The organism is Streptomyces sp. NPDC088197, assembly GCF_044741185.1.
Lineage (GTDB): Bacteria > Actinomycetota > Actinomycetes > Streptomycetales > Streptomycetaceae > Actinacidiphila.
Genome location: NZ_JBIUSD010000011.1, coordinates 13,390 through 29,766, shown reverse-complemented (window position 1 = coordinate 29,766; position 16,377 = coordinate 13,390). Strand labels below are relative to the sequence as shown.

Annotated in this window: 9 protein-coding genes and 2 riboswitches; of the genes, 6 read left to right on the top strand and 3 right to left on the bottom strand. The window is 73.0% G+C overall.

The window, feature by feature from the left end; all coding sequences use genetic code 11:
• Positions 1 to 147: 147 nt before the first annotated feature.
• Both ACIOC1_RS24725 and ACIOC1_RS24720 read right to left on the bottom strand, forming a co-directional pair.
• Positions 148 to 615 (bottom strand): hypothetical protein, encoded by a 468-nt coding sequence (locus ACIOC1_RS24725; protein ID WP_401856377.1) that lies wholly within the window; start codon positions 613 to 615, stop codon positions 148 to 150.
• A gap of 42 nt (positions 616 to 657) precedes the next feature.
• Positions 658 to 1,472 (bottom strand): IS5 family transposase gene (locus ACIOC1_RS24720; protein WP_401856376.1). Its coding sequence is split into 2 segments (ribosomal slippage): positions 658 to 1,118 and positions 1,118 to 1,472, totalling 816 coding nucleotides; the frame shifts between segments, so codons are not numbered across the junction.
• A gap of 535 nt (positions 1,473 to 2,007) precedes the next feature.
• On the opposite strand from ACIOC1_RS24720, the gene ACIOC1_RS24715 reads away from it, so the two are divergent.
• Both ACIOC1_RS24715 and ACIOC1_RS24710 read left to right on the top strand, forming a co-directional pair.
• Positions 2,008 to 5,568 (top strand): family 78 glycoside hydrolase catalytic domain, encoded by a 3,561-nt coding sequence (locus ACIOC1_RS24715; protein ID WP_401856375.1) that lies wholly within the window; start codon positions 2,008 to 2,010, stop codon positions 5,566 to 5,568.
• A 151-nt stretch (positions 5,569 to 5,719) separates the two neighbouring features.
• Positions 5,720 to 6,664 carry an ABC transporter substrate-binding protein gene (locus tag ACIOC1_RS24710; RefSeq protein WP_391045976.1) on the top strand — a complete coding sequence of 315 codons (945 nt, stop codon included), beginning with the start codon at positions 5,720 to 5,722 and terminating at the stop codon, positions 6,662 to 6,664.
• On the opposite strand, the gene ACIOC1_RS24705 is transcribed toward ACIOC1_RS24710, so the two are convergent.
• Entirely contained in the window at positions 6,643 to 8,079 is a 1,437-nt protein-coding gene (locus ACIOC1_RS24705) for a hypothetical protein (protein ID WP_401856374.1), read from the bottom strand. The genes ACIOC1_RS24710 and ACIOC1_RS24705 overlap by 22 nt on opposite strands.
• 109 nt (positions 8,080 to 8,188) lie before the next feature.
• Positions 8,189 to 8,334: riboswitch (cobalamin riboswitch) on the bottom strand.
• A 50-nt stretch (positions 8,335 to 8,384) separates the two neighbouring features.
• A riboswitch (cobalamin riboswitch) is annotated at positions 8,385 to 8,518 on the top strand.
• A gap of 106 nt (positions 8,519 to 8,624) precedes the next feature.
• Here ACIOC1_RS24705 and ACIOC1_RS24700 point away from each other — a divergent pair.
• The 4 genes from ACIOC1_RS24700 (at position 8,625) to ACIOC1_RS24685 (ending at position 16,315) form a co-directional block, all read left to right on the top strand.
• The gene (locus tag ACIOC1_RS24700; RefSeq protein ID WP_401856373.1) at positions 8,625 to 12,326 is read left to right on the top strand and encodes a prenyltransferase/squalene oxidase repeat-containing protein; all 3,702 of its coding nucleotides are present in this window, start codon (positions 8,625 to 8,627) and stop codon (positions 12,324 to 12,326) included.
• Between the two features lie 26 nt (positions 12,327 to 12,352).
• Positions 12,353 to 13,345 (top strand): hypothetical protein, encoded by a 993-nt coding sequence (locus tag ACIOC1_RS24695; RefSeq protein WP_401856372.1) that lies wholly within the window; start codon positions 12,353 to 12,355, stop codon positions 13,343 to 13,345.
• A 112-nt stretch (positions 13,346 to 13,457) separates the two neighbouring features.
• The gene (locus ACIOC1_RS24690) at positions 13,458 to 14,651 is read left to right on the top strand and encodes a CbiQ family ECF transporter T component (RefSeq protein WP_401856477.1); all 1,194 of its coding nucleotides are present in this window, start codon (positions 13,458 to 13,460) and stop codon (positions 14,649 to 14,651) included.
• The gene (locus ACIOC1_RS24685) at positions 14,648 to 16,315 is read left to right on the top strand and encodes an ABC transporter ATP-binding protein (protein WP_401856371.1); all 1,668 of its coding nucleotides are present in this window, start codon (positions 14,648 to 14,650) and stop codon (positions 16,313 to 16,315) included. The genes ACIOC1_RS24690 and ACIOC1_RS24685 overlap by 4 nt, the downstream gene beginning before the upstream one ends.
• Positions 16,316 to 16,377 lie beyond the last annotated feature (62 nt).

Here is a 16,377-nt window from a genome sequence, read left to right as displayed (position 1 = left end):
ACGGACGGACGGGCTCACAGGTTCGCGGACCACGGGCGGACGGGTTTACCGACCCGCGAGCCGCGGCCGGTGCGGCCCGCGCGGCTTAGACGTCGTTTCTTATGGCTGTGTGAGCCGATTTGGCGACAGGCGTCTTGGGGGCTTCGGTCACTCTGCGACTGGAAACGCTGCCTGGGCCAGGGTCTGTGCTGTGAGGAGTACGGCGTTCTCCCAGGCTCGGAGGCCTTCAGGAGACAGGTAGTCGAGGTAGTAATCCTCGCCCACGGCCTGGACGAATTCACGCTCGGCCTTCGTCTGCGACGCGAGCCCCTGCCAGATTCGAGCCGCTGCGACCCTCGGCGATACTGCACCGGCGCATAGCCGTGTCGCCATGTGGTGCAGGAGACAGCGCTCAGCGGTCTCGCCATCGGGGATCCGGACTCCGAGCTCCGCCATCGCCCGGTCGAAGAGTTCGTCGATCTCTGCTGTCTCCGCCCGTCGGGAAAGGCCCGCCAGTTCACACAGCGAGGGGGAGTCGTATCCGTCAGCCAGCAGGTGGGCCGCCGCCATCGGCAAGTCCTCCGGGAAGATCAAACGCACGACGTACTGCCAGGCGACTGTGGCGAGCTGGTCCATGAGGGCATCCTGCCTGCCCAGGAATACGTCTGACCAGCGAATTTACGCGCGTCGTGCGAGTCGGCGGTGGCAGATCAGGGCGGCGGCTATGGCAGTGAAGGCGAGGAAGTGCTCGGCTGTGCGTTCGTAGCGGCGGTGGAGCCGGCGGCAGCCGGCCAGCCAGGAATCGGTCCGCTCAACCACCCAGCGGTGCCGCCCCAGGCGTTGTGAGGACTCGATGCCCCTGCGGGCAATGCGGTGGCGGATGCCGCGCAGGGCGAGCCAGCGGCGCAGGTGGTCGTAGTCGTAACCCTTGTCGCCATGCAGTTTCCCGGGCCGCCGGCGGCGTGGGCCGCGCCGGGAGCGGATCGGCGGGATGCCGCGCACGAGCGGTATCAGTCCCTGGCTGTCGTGGAGGTTGGCGGCGGAGATTCCGAGGGAGAGGGGCAGTCCGTTGCGATCGGTGACAAGGTGGATCTTCGATCCATTCTTGCCACGGCCGGTCGGATTCGGTCCCGTCAGAGACCCCCTTTCGCGGCTCTGACGCTGACGGATTCGACTGCGCACCTGGACCAGTCCAGCTCACCGCAAGCGCCCAGTTCCTCAAGGATGACGCGGTGGAGTCTGGCCCAGACCCGCGCTTTGCTCCACTGGGCGAAACGCCGGTAGACCGTGGGCCAGGCCGGGCCGAAGACCGGCGGAAGCTGCCGCCAGGTGCAGCCCGATGTTGCCACGAAGATGATCGCCGCCAGCGCCTCCCGGTCACCTGCCCGCCGTCGGCCTCCGCCCTGATGACGGTTGACCTCGGTGGGAGGCACCACCCGCCGAAACAGCACCCACAGGTCCTCCGGCACCAACCGTTCCACCAGATCCGTCATGCACTGCTCAACGACAACCAGCACCAAAGGAAACGACGTCTAAATCAGTCGGCGCGTTCGGGGCGCGTGGGCCGCTCCGCGTCCTGGCCCTGGGAGCGCTGACCCCGCCTCACCGCACCCCGACCGGGCGGGCTGCGCTGACTCCGCCTCACCGCACCCCGACCGAGCGGGCGAAGCCCGAGCCCGGCAGCGCACCGACTCGATCGTGAACGAACACAGCCGAAGGCGCGCCAAAGGCGGGCCCGCCCGGCGGTTTCGACGGCCACCCGAGCCGAAGAAGGCCGCCGGGCGGCCCTCCCCTCGGCGTCGACGGCCATCCGACCCCCACTGAATCGATTCCCCGCGCCCCGAGCCCCCGCCCGCGAGCACGCGGTGCCCCGACTCCTTGACCGGCGCAAACGCCCACCGGCCCCCGGCGTCAGGAGTCTTGACACACCCGTTCACGCGTCCGTAACGTCACTAGCAGATGAAGTGAAACGATTCAATCCCCTTCCGTGGACGGACTGTGACGATGCGTCGAAGACTGGTGTCCCTCTTGGCCACGGCCTCGGCCCTCGCGGCCCTGGTCCTGGTCCAGCCGCTGGCCGGACCCGCGAGCGCCGCGCCGCCGGGCGCGCCGGGCCCGGGGCAGCGGGCAGGCGTGGGGAACAGCGGCGCGCCCTCCCACCTGACGGTCGGATCGCTGTCCGCTCCCGTGGACGTCGATCCCGCCGGTACCGTCGGCTTCGGCTGGCAGTCCGGGGTCGGCCGCCAGACCGGCTACGAACTCCGCGTCACCGAGGGCGAGTCGGGCCGCGGCCGGGTCGTGTGGGACAGCGCGAAGGTCGCCACGGCCGCCGCGACCGCGATCCCGTACGGCGGCGCCGCCCTGCGCACCGCCGAGCGCTACTCCTGGTCGGTGCGGGTCTGGGACGAGCGCGGCAGGGCCACCGCGTGGTCGGCCCCCGCGACCTTCGGCACCGGACCCGGCGCCACCTGGGGCACGAGCGCGCCGATCTGGTCCGCGCCGCCCGCCGTCGACACCTGGACCGACTACCGCCTCGACGTGAAGCTGACCGTGACCAAGGTCGCGCTCGGGGTGAGGTTCCGCTCGCCCGACGTCCGCAACGGCTACATGTGGCAGTTCAGGGCGTCGGACACCAGCAACCCCAACACCCTTGTCCCGCACGTCGAGACCAACGGCACCTTCCGCGCGGGCACGCCCGTACCGCTGAACACCACGCTCGCCGTCGGCACCACGCACGACGTCCGCGTCGAGGCGGTCGGCTCGACGCTCACCACCTTCCTCGACGGCAAGGTCGTCGACACCAGGACCGACACCGCCTTCGCCGAGGGCGGCATCGGATTCCGTACCGGCGGCACCGAGACGGGCACCGCGGACGACGTCACCGTCACCAGCCTGGCGGCGGCCGACAGCGGAAAGACCCTCTACGCCAACGACTTCGGCGCGACCGGCGCGCCCTTCCCGTGCGGCACCGTGCAGAACGGCGCGCTCGCCGTGGGCACCAGCACGGACTGCCTCAGCTCCCACGCCACCAACGACTGGGCGCTGCTGCGCCACGACTTCACGCTCGACAAGAGCGGGAAGCGGACCAAGCAGGTCGCCTGGGCCACCGTCTTCGCGACCGGCTCCTCCTTCGACGCGGCCAAGCAGTACGTCTACAAGCTGTATCTCGACGGCCGGTTCGTGGGTCTCGGCCCCACCGAGGCGCTGGACAAGGAGACCCGCTACGACGGCTTCGACGTGACGGCCGCGCTGCGGTCCGGCGGCGAGCACGCGCTGTCGGCGGTCGCGTACACCACCAAGGACCAGCGTTTCCAGGCGTATCTGGTGATCCGCTACACCGACGGCAGCACGAGCACGGTCGGCACAGGACCCGGCTGGAGGAGCATGTCAGGGGCGGACATCTGGCCGTCCGCGAAGTCCACCGGGACCAGCTACTGGAACATGCCGCAGGAGGACATCACGATGAGCCGCTACCCGGACGGCTTCGGCCGCTACGGGTACGACGACTCCGCGTGGCCCGCCGCCACCGCGAAGACCGCGTTCGCCGACCTGCGGCCGACCCCGTTCGGCAAGGTCCGGGAACAGCTCAGGCGGCCCGTGAAGATCACCGACAAGGGCAGCGGGAACTACCTCGTCGACTTCGGCCAGACCTGGCAGGGCGGCGTCCACCTCACGCTGCCCGGCACAGCGGGACGCAAGGTCACCCTCCGCTACGGCGAGGAACTGTCCGACCCGACGACCGTGCGCTACAAGCTGCGCGCGGGCAACGAGTACCAGGACGTCGTCACCCTGCGCGGCGGCACCCAGAGCGTCGACACCTGGGGCATGCGCGTCTTCCGCTACCTCGACGTCCTCAACTCGCCCGTCCCCGTCACGGCCGACAATCTCCAGGCCCTCGCCATGGTCTACCCGTTCGACGAGAGCGGCGCCCAGCTCACCTCGTCCGACCCCGACCTCGTCTCGGTCTGGCAGCTCGCCAAGAACACCGTGGAGACCACCAACCAGAACTTCTACGTCGACTCCTGGACCCGCGAGCGCGGACCCTACGAATCCGACAACTACATCCACCAGTTGGCGAGTCTCTACCTCAGCGACGACCCGACACTCGGCGTCTACTCGATGGACTACTTCGCCAACCACCGCACCTGGCCGCAGGAATGGCCGCTCTACGTGATCACGTCCGTCTACGACAACTGGCGGCAGACCGGCTCCACCGACCAGGTCAAGCGGATGTACGACGCGCTCGTGCCCAAGCTGCTCAGCAAGGACTACAACGCGGCGCTCGGCACCATCGACCAGTCGGACGCCATCGTGGACTGGCCGGCGGGCAGCCGTGACGGCTATGTCTTCGCCGCGAAGAACACCATCCTGGGCGCCCTGTCGTACAGCAACTTCTCGCAGATGGCGGTCCTGGCCGCCTCCCTCGGCAAGAGCGCCGACGCGGCGAACTTCACCGTGATCGCCGACCGGCTGCGCACCACCCTCAACTCGGCGTTCTACAACGCGGGCAAGGGCGCGTACGACGACGGGCTCAGCGCCGACATGAAGCCGACCGGGCACTTCGCGGTCCAGGCGACCGCGTTCCCCGCCGCCTTCGGCGTCCCCGTGAGCCGGAAGCAGTACGACGCGGTCGCGTCGTACCTCACCTCGCGCGGCATGGCGTGCAGCGTCTACTGCTCGGGCTTCCTGCTCCAGGGGCTGTACAACGCGGGCCACGCGCAGGAGGCGCTCGACCTGCTCACCTCGCACGACACCAACGGTTGGCTGCACATGATCGACCTCGGCGCGGGCGCCACCGGCGAGGCGTGGGACCCGGCCGAGAAGAGCAACATGACGTGGTCGCACCCGTGGGCCACCGCCCCCTCGTACGTCATCCCGCGCGACATGTACGGCATCGCGCCGTCCACGCCGGGCTACGACACCTTCACCGTGCGTCCGCAGCCGGGCGACCAGACGTACGGCTCGGTGACGACACCGACCGTCAAGGGCACGGTCGGCGCGTCCTTCCACCGCGTCGGCGACCGAACCGACCTCGGCGTGTCGGTGCCGGGCAACTCCGTCGCCACGGTGAGCGTGCCGGTCACCGACGGATACCGGGGCACGACGGTGTACGTGGACGGCCGTGCGCGGACCGCGACCCGGCAGGACGACGGCCGGCTCGCGGTACGCGTCGGCGTCGGCTGCCATGTGCTCAGCACCTCGGGCAGCCGGGCCGTGACCGCTGACCCGCTGCTGACGGGCGTGTGCGGCGGGGCGTACCGGGTCGGCGACACGCCCACCGGCTCGCTGGCCACCACGGCGGTGAGCGCGACACGCGGGAAGCCCATCCCGGTGACGCTCACCCTCGACCAGCAGGTCACCGGCCTGACCGCCGCCGACCTGCGGGTGTCCAACGGCACCGTCACCGGCCTCACCGCCAACGGCGTCGGCGCGGCGGGCACGACCTGGACGTTCACCGTCACCCCGCGCGGGAACGGCGAGGTGACGGTCCGGGTCCCGGCAGGCGCGGTGCACGGCACCAGCGGGCGGCCGAGCCTGGCGATCGGACCGCTGACCGTGGGCTCCGCCGGGCACGGACCCTGGGGCTGAACGCCTCTCGCCGCAGACCCTGAACCCCGCTGAATCCCCCTGAGCCAAGGCCGGGTGCCACGATCAACCCGTGGCACCCGGCCTTGTCCCTGTCCTCCGCTTCCCCTCGGCCGCGCGAGCCCCCACCCGCCGCCCGGCTACCGTTCCCCGTATGCGCATCGTCTCCCTGCTCCCCGCCGCGACCGACATCGTCGTCGAACTCGGCCTCGGCGACGCCCTCGTGGGCCGTACCCATGAGTGCGACTGGCCGCCGGAGGTGGTCGCCGACGTACCGGTGGTGACCGGCGCGGAATTCGACCCGGACGCGCTCAGCAGCCGGGAGATCTCGCGGGCCGTCGGCGGCGCCGCGCACCGGGGCTCGTCCCTCTACACCCTGGACGCCGCGCTGCTCGCCGAGTTGGCGCCCGACGTGGTCCTCACCCAGGACCTCTGCCAGGTCTGCGCCGTCTCCTACGGCGCGGTCACCGACTCCGTACGCGTGCTGGACGGCGAAGGACCGCGCGTGATCAGCCTGGAGCCGAAGACCCTGCCCGACGTGCTCGCCTGCGTGCGCCAGGTCGGTGACGTGCTGGGCGTTCCCGAGGCCGCGGCCCGCAGGACGGCGGAGCTGGAGGAGCGGCTGGCGGCGGTACGGGAGCGGGTGGCGGGCCGCCCCCGGCCGCGGGTGGCCGCCATCGAATGGCTGGACCCGCTGTGGCCCGCGGGGCACTGGGTCCCGGAACAGATCCGCTGCGCGGGCGGCGAACCCCTGCTCGCGCGACCGGGCGAGCACACCGCGCCCATGGAGTGGACCGCGCTGCGGGAAGCCGCGCCGGAAGCGGTCATGCTGCTGCCGTGCGGCTTCCCGCCCGAGCGCACCCTGAAGGAGGCCGGCCTGCTGACCGGCCACCCCTCATGGGCCCAATTGCCCGCCGTGCGTGACGGGCGCGTGTGGGTCCTGGACGGACCCGCCTACTTCAACCGGCCGGGACCCCGCGTCGTGCGCGGCGCCGAAGTCCTGGCCCACGCGCTCCACGGCGTCGAACCGGCGGAACCGGTCACCGCCGCGGAAGCGCGCCCGCTGGCGGGAGCCGGTCAGCTCCCGTACCGCAGGTAGACCGTGTCACCGAGGTGGACGGTCGTGCCGCGCGAGGCGGCGATCGGCGCCGAGCCGTCCAGGCTCGACTTCCACGTCGCCGTACCGGAGTTGACGGTGCCGTTGAGCGCCGTGACCGTGCCCGTGCCGGTAGCGGGCGTGACGGCGGTGACGCAGCCGCCGGGCGTCGCGGACGCCGCCGCCGCGTCCAGGACCGTACCGAGCGTCGTGGTCGTACCAGTCGCCGCGACCGGCACCGAGCACACCTTCAGCGAACCGCCGCCGTTGTCCACAATGAGCGCGAGCTTGCTGGTGGAGCCGCTGGTGAAGTCGGTGGTGGCGGCCCAGGCGGGCGCGCCGGGAGTGACCGGGGCCGGGGGAGTGGCGGTGAAGCCGCCGCCCGCGACCGCGCGGACCGCGTCGATCGAGGCGTACGCCGACGGGCTCGTGTCGGTGGGCAGGTAGCGGAAGCCGCCGCCCGGACCGAACTGTTGGGCGAGCAGGAAGTCGACCGGCGTCTTGCGCGCCGCGGTGGTGAAGTCCGTGCCCTGCGCGTTGAATCCGCAGGCGTTCAGGCCGGAGACGGCCCAGCCGTTGGAGTCGGTGTTCGCGCCGAACATCGAGGTGAAGGCGCCGGTGGCGTTGACGAGTTTGCCCTTGAGGAAGTTCTTGCCCGCGACGACGGCCGTGTCGGTGTTGGGCACCCCGGCCGAGCACAGCGACGCCAGGGTCGCGCCGGTCATGTCGATGTCGCTCGCGGCGCCGAGCTGCGTCGGATCGCCCGCCGCCTTCGCGTAGTTCCAGCCGCCGTCGGTGTGCTCGTTGGCGCGCACGACCGCCACCGACGCGTCGAGCAGGGCCTGGGGCACGCGCTGCCCGCCCGATTGCGTCTTCGCCCCGGCCAGCGCCAGCAGCCCGAAGACGGTGCCGTTGAAGTTGGCGGGGGGCCCGAAGTAGCCGGGCGAGGCGGGCTGCCAGTACGAGGCGATGTCCGCGATCAGATTGCGGCCGGTGCCGACGCGGGCCGGATCGATGCCCGCCGCGTACGCGTTGAGCGCGCCGCGCTCGTAGTCCGTCACCACCGGCGACGCGGACGGCCACGCGGCGGTGGCCAGCAGATTCCGGTAGACCGTCCTGGCGTTCTTCGTGGTGTCGCCGCCGGGAGAGACGTCGGCCGCCGCGGTGCCCGCGGCGGCGAAGGCGCTGAACGCCCACTCGTTGGACAGACCGCTGCCCGCGTACGAGCCGTCGGCGGCCTGAAGCGACTTCAGATAGGCGACGCCGTTCGCCTTGGACGTGGCGATCTGCGCCGGGGTCGAGGTCGCCCGCGCGGGCGCGGTCGCGGTGAACAGCAGGGCTCCGGCCGCCAGCGGTACGGCGACGGCGAGTGCCCGGCGCCGGGCGGTGCGGGAGGGCACGGTCACAGGAACGGTCATGAGTGGAGGACTCTCCTTGGAAGGGGGCGCCTCGCGCCCCGGCACACGGCTGTCCTCACGACCGGCCCGCGCCGAGGCGGTCGCCGCCCGAACGCGTGGTCAGGCTTCCGCACGTGCTGCGTCTCCGAGCGGGTGATCGGGCTCGGACCACCGCGAAGGCGGCCCCTACCGTTGCGCGTCAGCTCCGGACTCTCACCGGATTCCCCCAGTCGGCGACCAGCCGAGGCTAGCGCAGCACGCGCGTGACGTAAGGGTCGCGGGGGAGTGGTGAAGGCAACTGCCCGCCACGTTGACGGGGCACACGCCGACGTGGTGCTATGAAACGTATTTCCGATTCAGCAGCCAGGGGAAGCCGGTCCAAGTCCGGCGCTGACCCGCAACCGTAGGCCCTCCGAGAGGCGGGCGAGCCGGATCACCTGCGCTGAGCAGCAAGTCACGATCGCCGTCGAGGACTACGGCACGGACGACAGGACGGCCGCGTCAACCGCCAGGCCGCCTCGCCTCCGCGGCCCGCCCTCCCCGTCGGCCGACCCGGGGGGCCACCCGTGCTTCGTCTTGTCCCGCGCCGCCGTCACAGACGGCCGCGCATCGTCGTCCTGCTCACCGCGGCGGCGCTGACCTTCGGCAGCCTCACGGCCGGACTGGTCTCGGTGGCGACCCCGGCGGGCGCGGACCCGATCGGCGACTGCACACCCACCTCGGGGGCGATCGTCGCGGTGGACTACGGGCACTGGAACGGCCCGGTGCTGCGCGGCTGCGACGCGCACCCCACCACGGGCATGAATCTGCTGCACAACGCCGGATTCACCACCACCGGCACCGTGCACGACGGCCCCGGCTTCATCTGCCGGATCGGCAACGACGGCTTCGACAGCGGCACGCAGTACCCGACGACCGCCGACGAGGCGTGCGTCCTGACCCCGCCCGCGAACGCGTACTGGTCGTTCTGGATCGCGCCCGCGGGACAGGACACCTGGACGTACAGCCCGCTCGGCGCGCTCGGCGACCACCCGCAGGACGGCGAGGTCGAGGCGTGGGTGTTCGGCCCCACCGACATCGGCGGCAGCACCGGCGGTCCCTCGTTCACACCGGACTCCGTCCGCGCCCACGACACCACCACGCCGCCGACCACCCCGCCCACGACGCCGCCGACCACGCCCCCGACCGGTCCCGGCGGACAGGCCGACACAGCGGCGGCGGCCACCTGGCTGACGAGGCAACTCACCGACGGCGACCACGTCTTCGACGGCTGGGGCACCGACTTCGGCGCCACCGCGAACACCGCCATCGCACTCGCGGCGGCCGGCGGCCCCGACGCCACGATCCGCGCGATCGACGCCTTTCTGACGGCGCACGCCGACGACTACCTGCTCCCGGACTCCACGGTCACCGTGCCGAGCCCGGCCGCGGCGGCCAACCTGGCGCTGCTCACCGAGATCCTGGGCGGTGACCCCACCTCCTTCGGCGGCCACGACCTGCTCAAGGACCTGACGGACAACGTCTGCGCGGCGGCCGGAAGCCTCGGCAACTGCACCGCGGCCGGTGACTTCCACGGCGCTTTCTCGCCCGGCACCCAGGCCCGCGCCCTGCTCGCGCTGGCCCGCGGCGGCGCCACCGTGCCGCGGCCCGCCGTCGACCGGCTCACCGGGATGCAGTGCGCCGACGGCGGATTCTCCGGCTCGATGCTCTCGCCCGGCGAGCGCTGCACGTCCGACCCCGGTTCGACCGCCGACGCCGTCGTCGCCCTCAAGCACCTGCCCGGTACCGGCGATGTGCTGGACAAGGCGCGGGCGTACCTCACCAAGACGCAGTCCGCCGACGGCGGTTACCTCGCGTACGAAGGGGCGTCCTCCGGCGACACCGGTACGACCTCCTCCGCGGCCCAGGCGCTGACCGTACTGGCGCAGACCGACCGCGCCGCCGCCGCCCGCTCCTGGCTCGCCGCCCGGCAGACCGACGGCGGCGGTTTCGCCTCCGACGGCTCCGGCGGCACCGACCCGGACCTGTACGCCTCGACCGCCGCCGTCCTCGCCGTGACCTCCAGCGACCTCGGCAGCCTCACCTACGGCGACACCCCGACGAGCCCGCCGACGACGCCCCCCACCACCGCGCCGACGACCCCGCCCACGACCTCGCCGACCACCCCGCCCACGACCGGACCGACCACCCCGGCCGCGGCAACCCCCGACCTGGCCAAGGGCGTCGCGTACCTCATCAACCGCGGCAATCTCGTGGACGGCCACTACTACGAGTCCGGCGCGGGCCAGAACACCGGCTTCGCCGACTTCGGCCTGACCGTCGACGGCGTGCTCGCGCTGGCCGCGACCGGCGGCGCCGACGACACCCTCGCAGGGATCACCGACTTCCTCCAGCACGGCAAGGACGGCTCCGGCCGCGGCATCGACGACTGGACGCTGATCGGCACCTCCTACGCGCAGGGCGGCTCGCTCGCCAAGGAGGCCGTCGCGGCCGAGGTCACCGGCAACGACCCGCGCGCCTTCGGCGGCCACGACCTGATCGCCGCGCTCGATGCCACCGTCTGCGCCGCGGCCGACACCTCGGGCGGCTGCGCGGCCAGGAACAACTACGCCTACGCCACCTCGGTGTTCTCCCAGTCCCTCGGCGTCATCGCCCAACTGCGCGCGGGTGACACCGCCAAGGCGGCCGGGCCGGTCGCGTACCTGGAGAGCCTCCAGGACTCCAGCGGCGCCTGGCCGAGCCTGATCCCGGCCGCCGGCGACCAGGACGTGGACAGCACGGCGATGGCGATCATGGCCCTCGACCTGGTGCCCGGCGACGCCGCGGCCAAGGCGGTCGCCAAGGGCGCGGCCTGGATCGCGAGCAAGCAGCTCGGCGACGGCGGCTTCCGGGGCGCGGCCGGTGACTCCGTCAACTCCGCCGCCCTCGCCGTCCAGGGCCTCACCCTGGGCGGCACGGGGTACCGCGCGCAGATCGCCAAGGCGCGCGCGTTCCTGGCCGCGCAGCAGAACGCGGACGGCGGCTTCCGGGTCGCCTCCGACACCGACCAGAAGCAGTCCGACGTACGCGCCTCCACGCAGGCCGTCGGCGGCGCGGTCGGCACCTCCTTCGGCACCCTGCTGCGCGACCTCGCCGACCAGAAGGCGGCGGCCGAAGGGGCCGCGTACCTGGTCAAGCAGCTCGACGGCAGCGACCACCTGGCCAGCACCTACGGCCCCGACTACGGTCTGACCGCCGACCTCGCCCTCGCGCTCGCCTCCACCGGCGGCCAGGACCCGACGCTGACCAAGGTCACCGGCTACCTCGCGGGACACGTCGCGGACTACGCCGACCCGGCGGGCACCTCCGCCTACCCCGGCCCGTACAGCGGCGCCACCGCCAAACTCGCGGTGCTCGCCCAGGTCATGGGCCAGGACCCGCGGCACTTCGGCGGCTTCGACCTGATCGGCACGCTCAGCGGCCACGTCTGCACGGCCGCCGCCGAGGACGGTTCCTGCACCGCCCCCGGCGACTTCGACCAGGCGTACTCGACGGTCTCCCAGTCCCTCGGCGTCCTCGCCCTGGCCCGCGCGGGCCAGACCCCGCCCGCCGCCGCCGTGGACCGGCTGCTCCAACTCCAGTGCGCGGACGGCGGTTTCTCCTCCACGCTGGACGCGCCGGGCGCCGACTGCGCCTCCGACGTGGACACCACCGGCTACGCGCTCCAGGCGCTCGTCCTGGTGCCGGGACACGCGGACGCGGTCACCAAGGCGCGTACGTATCTCGTCAAGGCCCAGCAGTCCAGCGGCGGTTACCAGGGCGCGGCGGGCGTCAGCAGCAACTCCACCGCGCTCGCCGTCCAGGCGCTGCTCGCCACCGACAAGATCCGGCCCCAACAGGCGCGCGACGGGCAGAAGTTCCTGCGCACCACGCAAAACAAGGACGGCGGCTTCCGGATCACCGCCGCGGCGGGCGACTCCGACCTGCGGTCCAGCACCCAGGCCGTCCCGGCACTCGCGGGCACCCCGCTGACCACGCTCACCCACGCGCTCGCGCCCATCGCGCCCTCGGGCGGCGGCTCCACCGGCGGATCGTCCGGTTCTTCCGGCTCCGGCGGCTCGTCCGGCTCCGCGGGCGGCACGGACTCCGGCGGCAGCGGCGGCTCGCTGGCCGCCACCGGCACCGGCGTGCTCGCGGCGGCCGGTCTCGCCGCGCTGCTGCTGGCCCTGGGCAGCGCGCTGACCGTACGGCGGCGGCGCACCGCACAACAGGGCGGGAGGCACCAGTGATCCACGGCATTCGGCCGGCCCATGGCATGCGGTCAACGGCCCGGCGGGCGGCGCCCGTCGCAGGCGCGTCCGGCCACCCACGGCGGCCCGGCGCACGATCGGTCCTCGCCCGTACGGTCACCGCGCTCGCGCTGACGCTCGCCGCCGTGTGCGGCGGGCTCACCGTGGGCGCGGCGCCCGCGATGGCGACCGCGCAGCCGATGAGCGCGTGCACGACCACCAAGGGCGTCGTGCTCGCGGTGGACTTCAGCCACTGGGGCGGCCCGCTGCTGCGGTCCTGCGGCACCACGCCCACCACCGGCTACACCCTGCTGAACCAGGGCGGCTGGGCCACCACCGGCACCCAGCACGACGGGCCGGCCTTCATCTGCCGGATCGGCTACGCCGGTTACCAGGGCGGCAAGCAGTATCCGACGTCCAAGGACGCCCCCTGCGTGCTGACGCCGCCCGCGACCGCCTACTGGTCGTACTGGCACGCCGACGCGGGGCAGAACACCTGGTCCTACAGCCAGTTGGGCGCGATGAGCTACCACCCCAAGCCCGGCAGTGTGGACCTGTGGATCTTCGGCGCCACCAACGTCGCGGGCACGCAGGGCCGTCCGACGTTCTCACCCGACAGCGTCCGGGCGCACAACACCACGTCCGGCGGCGCCACTTCGGCCCCGCCCAGGCCGACCAAGCCCGCCGGTACGCACACCACCGCGGGCTCGGCGCCCGGGAAGACCTCACGACCGGCCGCCACCATGCCGTCCGCGACCCGTACGACACCAGCCACCACCTCGGCCCCGCCCACCGCGACCCCCACCGGGACCGCGCCCGCGAGCACCGCGCCGGGCACGGGCACGGCCACGGGCGCAACGCCGTCGCCAGGGCAGCCCCGCACACAGGACGCGGAGCCGACCGCCGCCGCGAGCCATTCGTCCGGCTCGGTCCTGCCCTTCGCCCTGACCGCGGCCGTCGTGGCCGTGATCGCCGGATTCATCGTCGTCAGGACCCGGCGGCGGCGGAACGCGGAGTAGCGCGTTGTCCACCGCCCCGCCTCCGTCCCCGACCGGCGGTCCCGCGCACGCCGCCGCGGTACCGCCGCGCGCCGCCGCCTCCCCGCACACCGGGCGGCGGCTCCCGCGCACCCTGCACCCGGTCGCCTGGTGGATCTGGGGCATCGCCCTGGCCACCGCTGTCAGCCGCACCACCAACCCGCTGCTGCTCGGCCTGGTCCTGGTCGTCCTCGGCTACGTCGTCACCGAGCGCCGCACCGACGCCCCCTGGGCGAAGGGCTTCAAGTACTACCTGTACCTCGCGCTGACGGTCGTCGCGATCCGCGTCGTCTTCCGCTGCGTCTTCGCCAGCGGCATCACACCCGCCGACCACATCATGTTCTCGCTGCCGCACATCCCGACTCCCCACTGGTACGCGGGAATTCAGCTCGGCGGCCCGGTGTCGCTCGAGGCCACCCTGTCCGCCGCGACCGACGGACTGCGGCTGGCCTGCCTGCTGTGCTGCATCGGCGCCGCGAACACCCTTGCCAACCCCAAGCGGGCCCTGCGCGTCCTGCCCGGCGCGCTGTACGAACTCGGCGTCGCCGTCACGGTGTCGCTGAGCGTCGCCCCCCAACTCGTCGAAAGCGTCCAGCGGGTGGCGCGCGCCCGACGGCTGCGGGCCGACCGGGCCAAGGGGCTGCGGGCGCTGCGCGGCATCCTCATCCCCGTACTGGAGGACGCGCTGGAACGCTCCCTGCACCTGGCCGCCGCCATGGACTCGCGCGGCTACGGCCGGGCCGGCACCGCGACCCGCGCCTCACGCCGTACCACCGCCGTCCTGATGCTCGGCGGCATGCTCGGCCTGTGCACCGGCATCTACGGGCTGCTGGACGGCACCACCCCGCGCGCGCTCGGACTGCCCGCCATGCTCGGCGGGTCGCTGCTGTGCTGCGCCGGACTCGCGCTCGGCGGGCGGCGGATACGGCGCACCAGCTACCGACCCGACCCCTGGCGGTCCGCGGAGTGGGTGGTCGCGATGTGCGGCGTCGCCACCGCCACCGTGCTGTTCCTGACCGTCGGCTACAACGCCGCCGACCTCAACCCCAGCCTGTATCCGCTGCGTTGGCCGTCACTGCCGTGGCTGCCCGCCGCCGCGATCCTGCTCGCGGGCACCGCCGCCTTCGCCGCGCCGCCCCCGCCGCGCACATCCGCAGCGAAGAGCGCGAAGAGCGCGAAGAGCGCGAGAAGCGCCACGGCCGGGCGCTCCGCCGTGCCGCCCGGCGGAGCCGCCGCGACCGCCACCACCGCCGAAACCGCCGACAAGCCCAGCGAGGCCCTGCTGTGATCCGATTCGACCAGGTCAGCGTCGTGTACGCGGGCTCCGAGCAGCCCGTGCTGCGGGACGTGGACCTGACCTTGGAGGAAGGCGAACTGTGCCTGGTCGTTGGCAGGACCGGCGCGGGCAAGTCCACGCTGCTCGGCACGGTCAACGGCCTGGTGCCGCACTTCACCGGCGGCACACTCGCGGGCCGTGTCACCGTCGACGGCCGCGACACCGCGTCGTACCCGCCGCGTGAACTCGCCGACGTGGTGGGCGTCGTGGGCCAGGACCCGCTCGCCGGATTCGTCACCGACACCGTCGAGGAGGAACTGGCCTATGTCATGGAGCAGTTGGCCGTCCCCGCCGATGTCATGCGCAAGCGCGTCGAGGAGACCCTCGATCTGATGGGCCTGGCCGACCTGCGGCACCGCGCGCTGAGCGAGCTGTCGGGCGGCCAGCAGCAGCGCGTCGCCATCGGGTCCGTCCTCACCGCCCACCCCAAGGTCCTGGTGCTGGACGAGCCCACCTCCGCGCTCGACCCGACCGCCGCCGAGGAGGTCCTCGCCGCCGTGACCCGGCTCGTGCACGACCTCGGGGTGACCGTCGTGCTCGCGGAACACCGCCTGGAGCGCGTCGTGCAGTACGCCGACCGCGTCCTGCACCTGACCGGCGACGGCACCGTCACCTCCGCGCCGCCGTCCGTCGCCTTCCGTACCGCCTCGGTCGCGCCCCCCGTGGTCGACCTCGGCCGCCTGGCCCGCTGGGAACCGCTGCCGCTGTCCGTACGCGACGCCCGCCGCGCCGCAGTTCCCTTGCGCGAACGGCTCGCCGGACGCCCGGTGCCGCCGGTCCGCGTCTCGCACGGCACGGGCACACCGCTGCTGACCGCCAGCGGGATCGTCGTGCGCTACGGAGACGTGGTCGCGGTCCGCGAGGTGGACCTGGAGCTGCGGGCCGGTGAGGTCACCGCGCTGATGGGCCGCAACGGCTCGGGCAAGTCGTCCCTGCTGTGGGCGATCCACGGCGCCGGGCCGCGACAGGGCGGAACCGTACGGTTCGCGCAGGGCGCGGACCCGGCCGCACCCGAGCCGGGGGCCTCGGCACGGCGGTTCGGCGGACGGCGTGCGACGTCGGGACCTGAGCGCCGCCGCGTCGGCCTGGTCCCGCAGACCCCCACCGATTTGCTCTACCTGGAGACGGTCGGCGCCGAACTGGCCCAGGCCGACCGGGAGTCGGCCGGGGCGGCCCCGAGCGCCGCGCGGGCGATCCTCGACCGGCTCGCGCCCGGCATCCCCGACGACACCCACCCCCGCGACCTGTCGGAAGGCCAGAAGCTCTCGCTCGTGCTGGCCATCCAACTCACCACCGCACCCGACGTCGTCCTGCTGGACGAGCCGACCCGCGGCCTCGACTACCAGGCCAAGCAGGCCCTCATCCGGATCGTGGACGCGCTCGCCGCCGAGGGCCGCAGCGTCGTGATCTCCACGCACGACGTGGAGTTCGTCGCCGCGAGCGCCGACCGCGTGATCGTCATGGCCGAGGGCGAGACGGTCGCCGACGGCCCCACCGCCGATGTCATCGTCGCCTCACCGGCCTTCGCACCGCAGGCCGCCAAGATCCTCGCCCCGCTGCCCTACCTGACGGTCGGTCAGGTCGCGGACGCGCTCGCGGAAGCCGAGGCGAAGTGATGGCCACGACCAGGACGGGCGCCACGGACACGAGCGGGGGCGCGGGCAACGGCAAGGGCGCG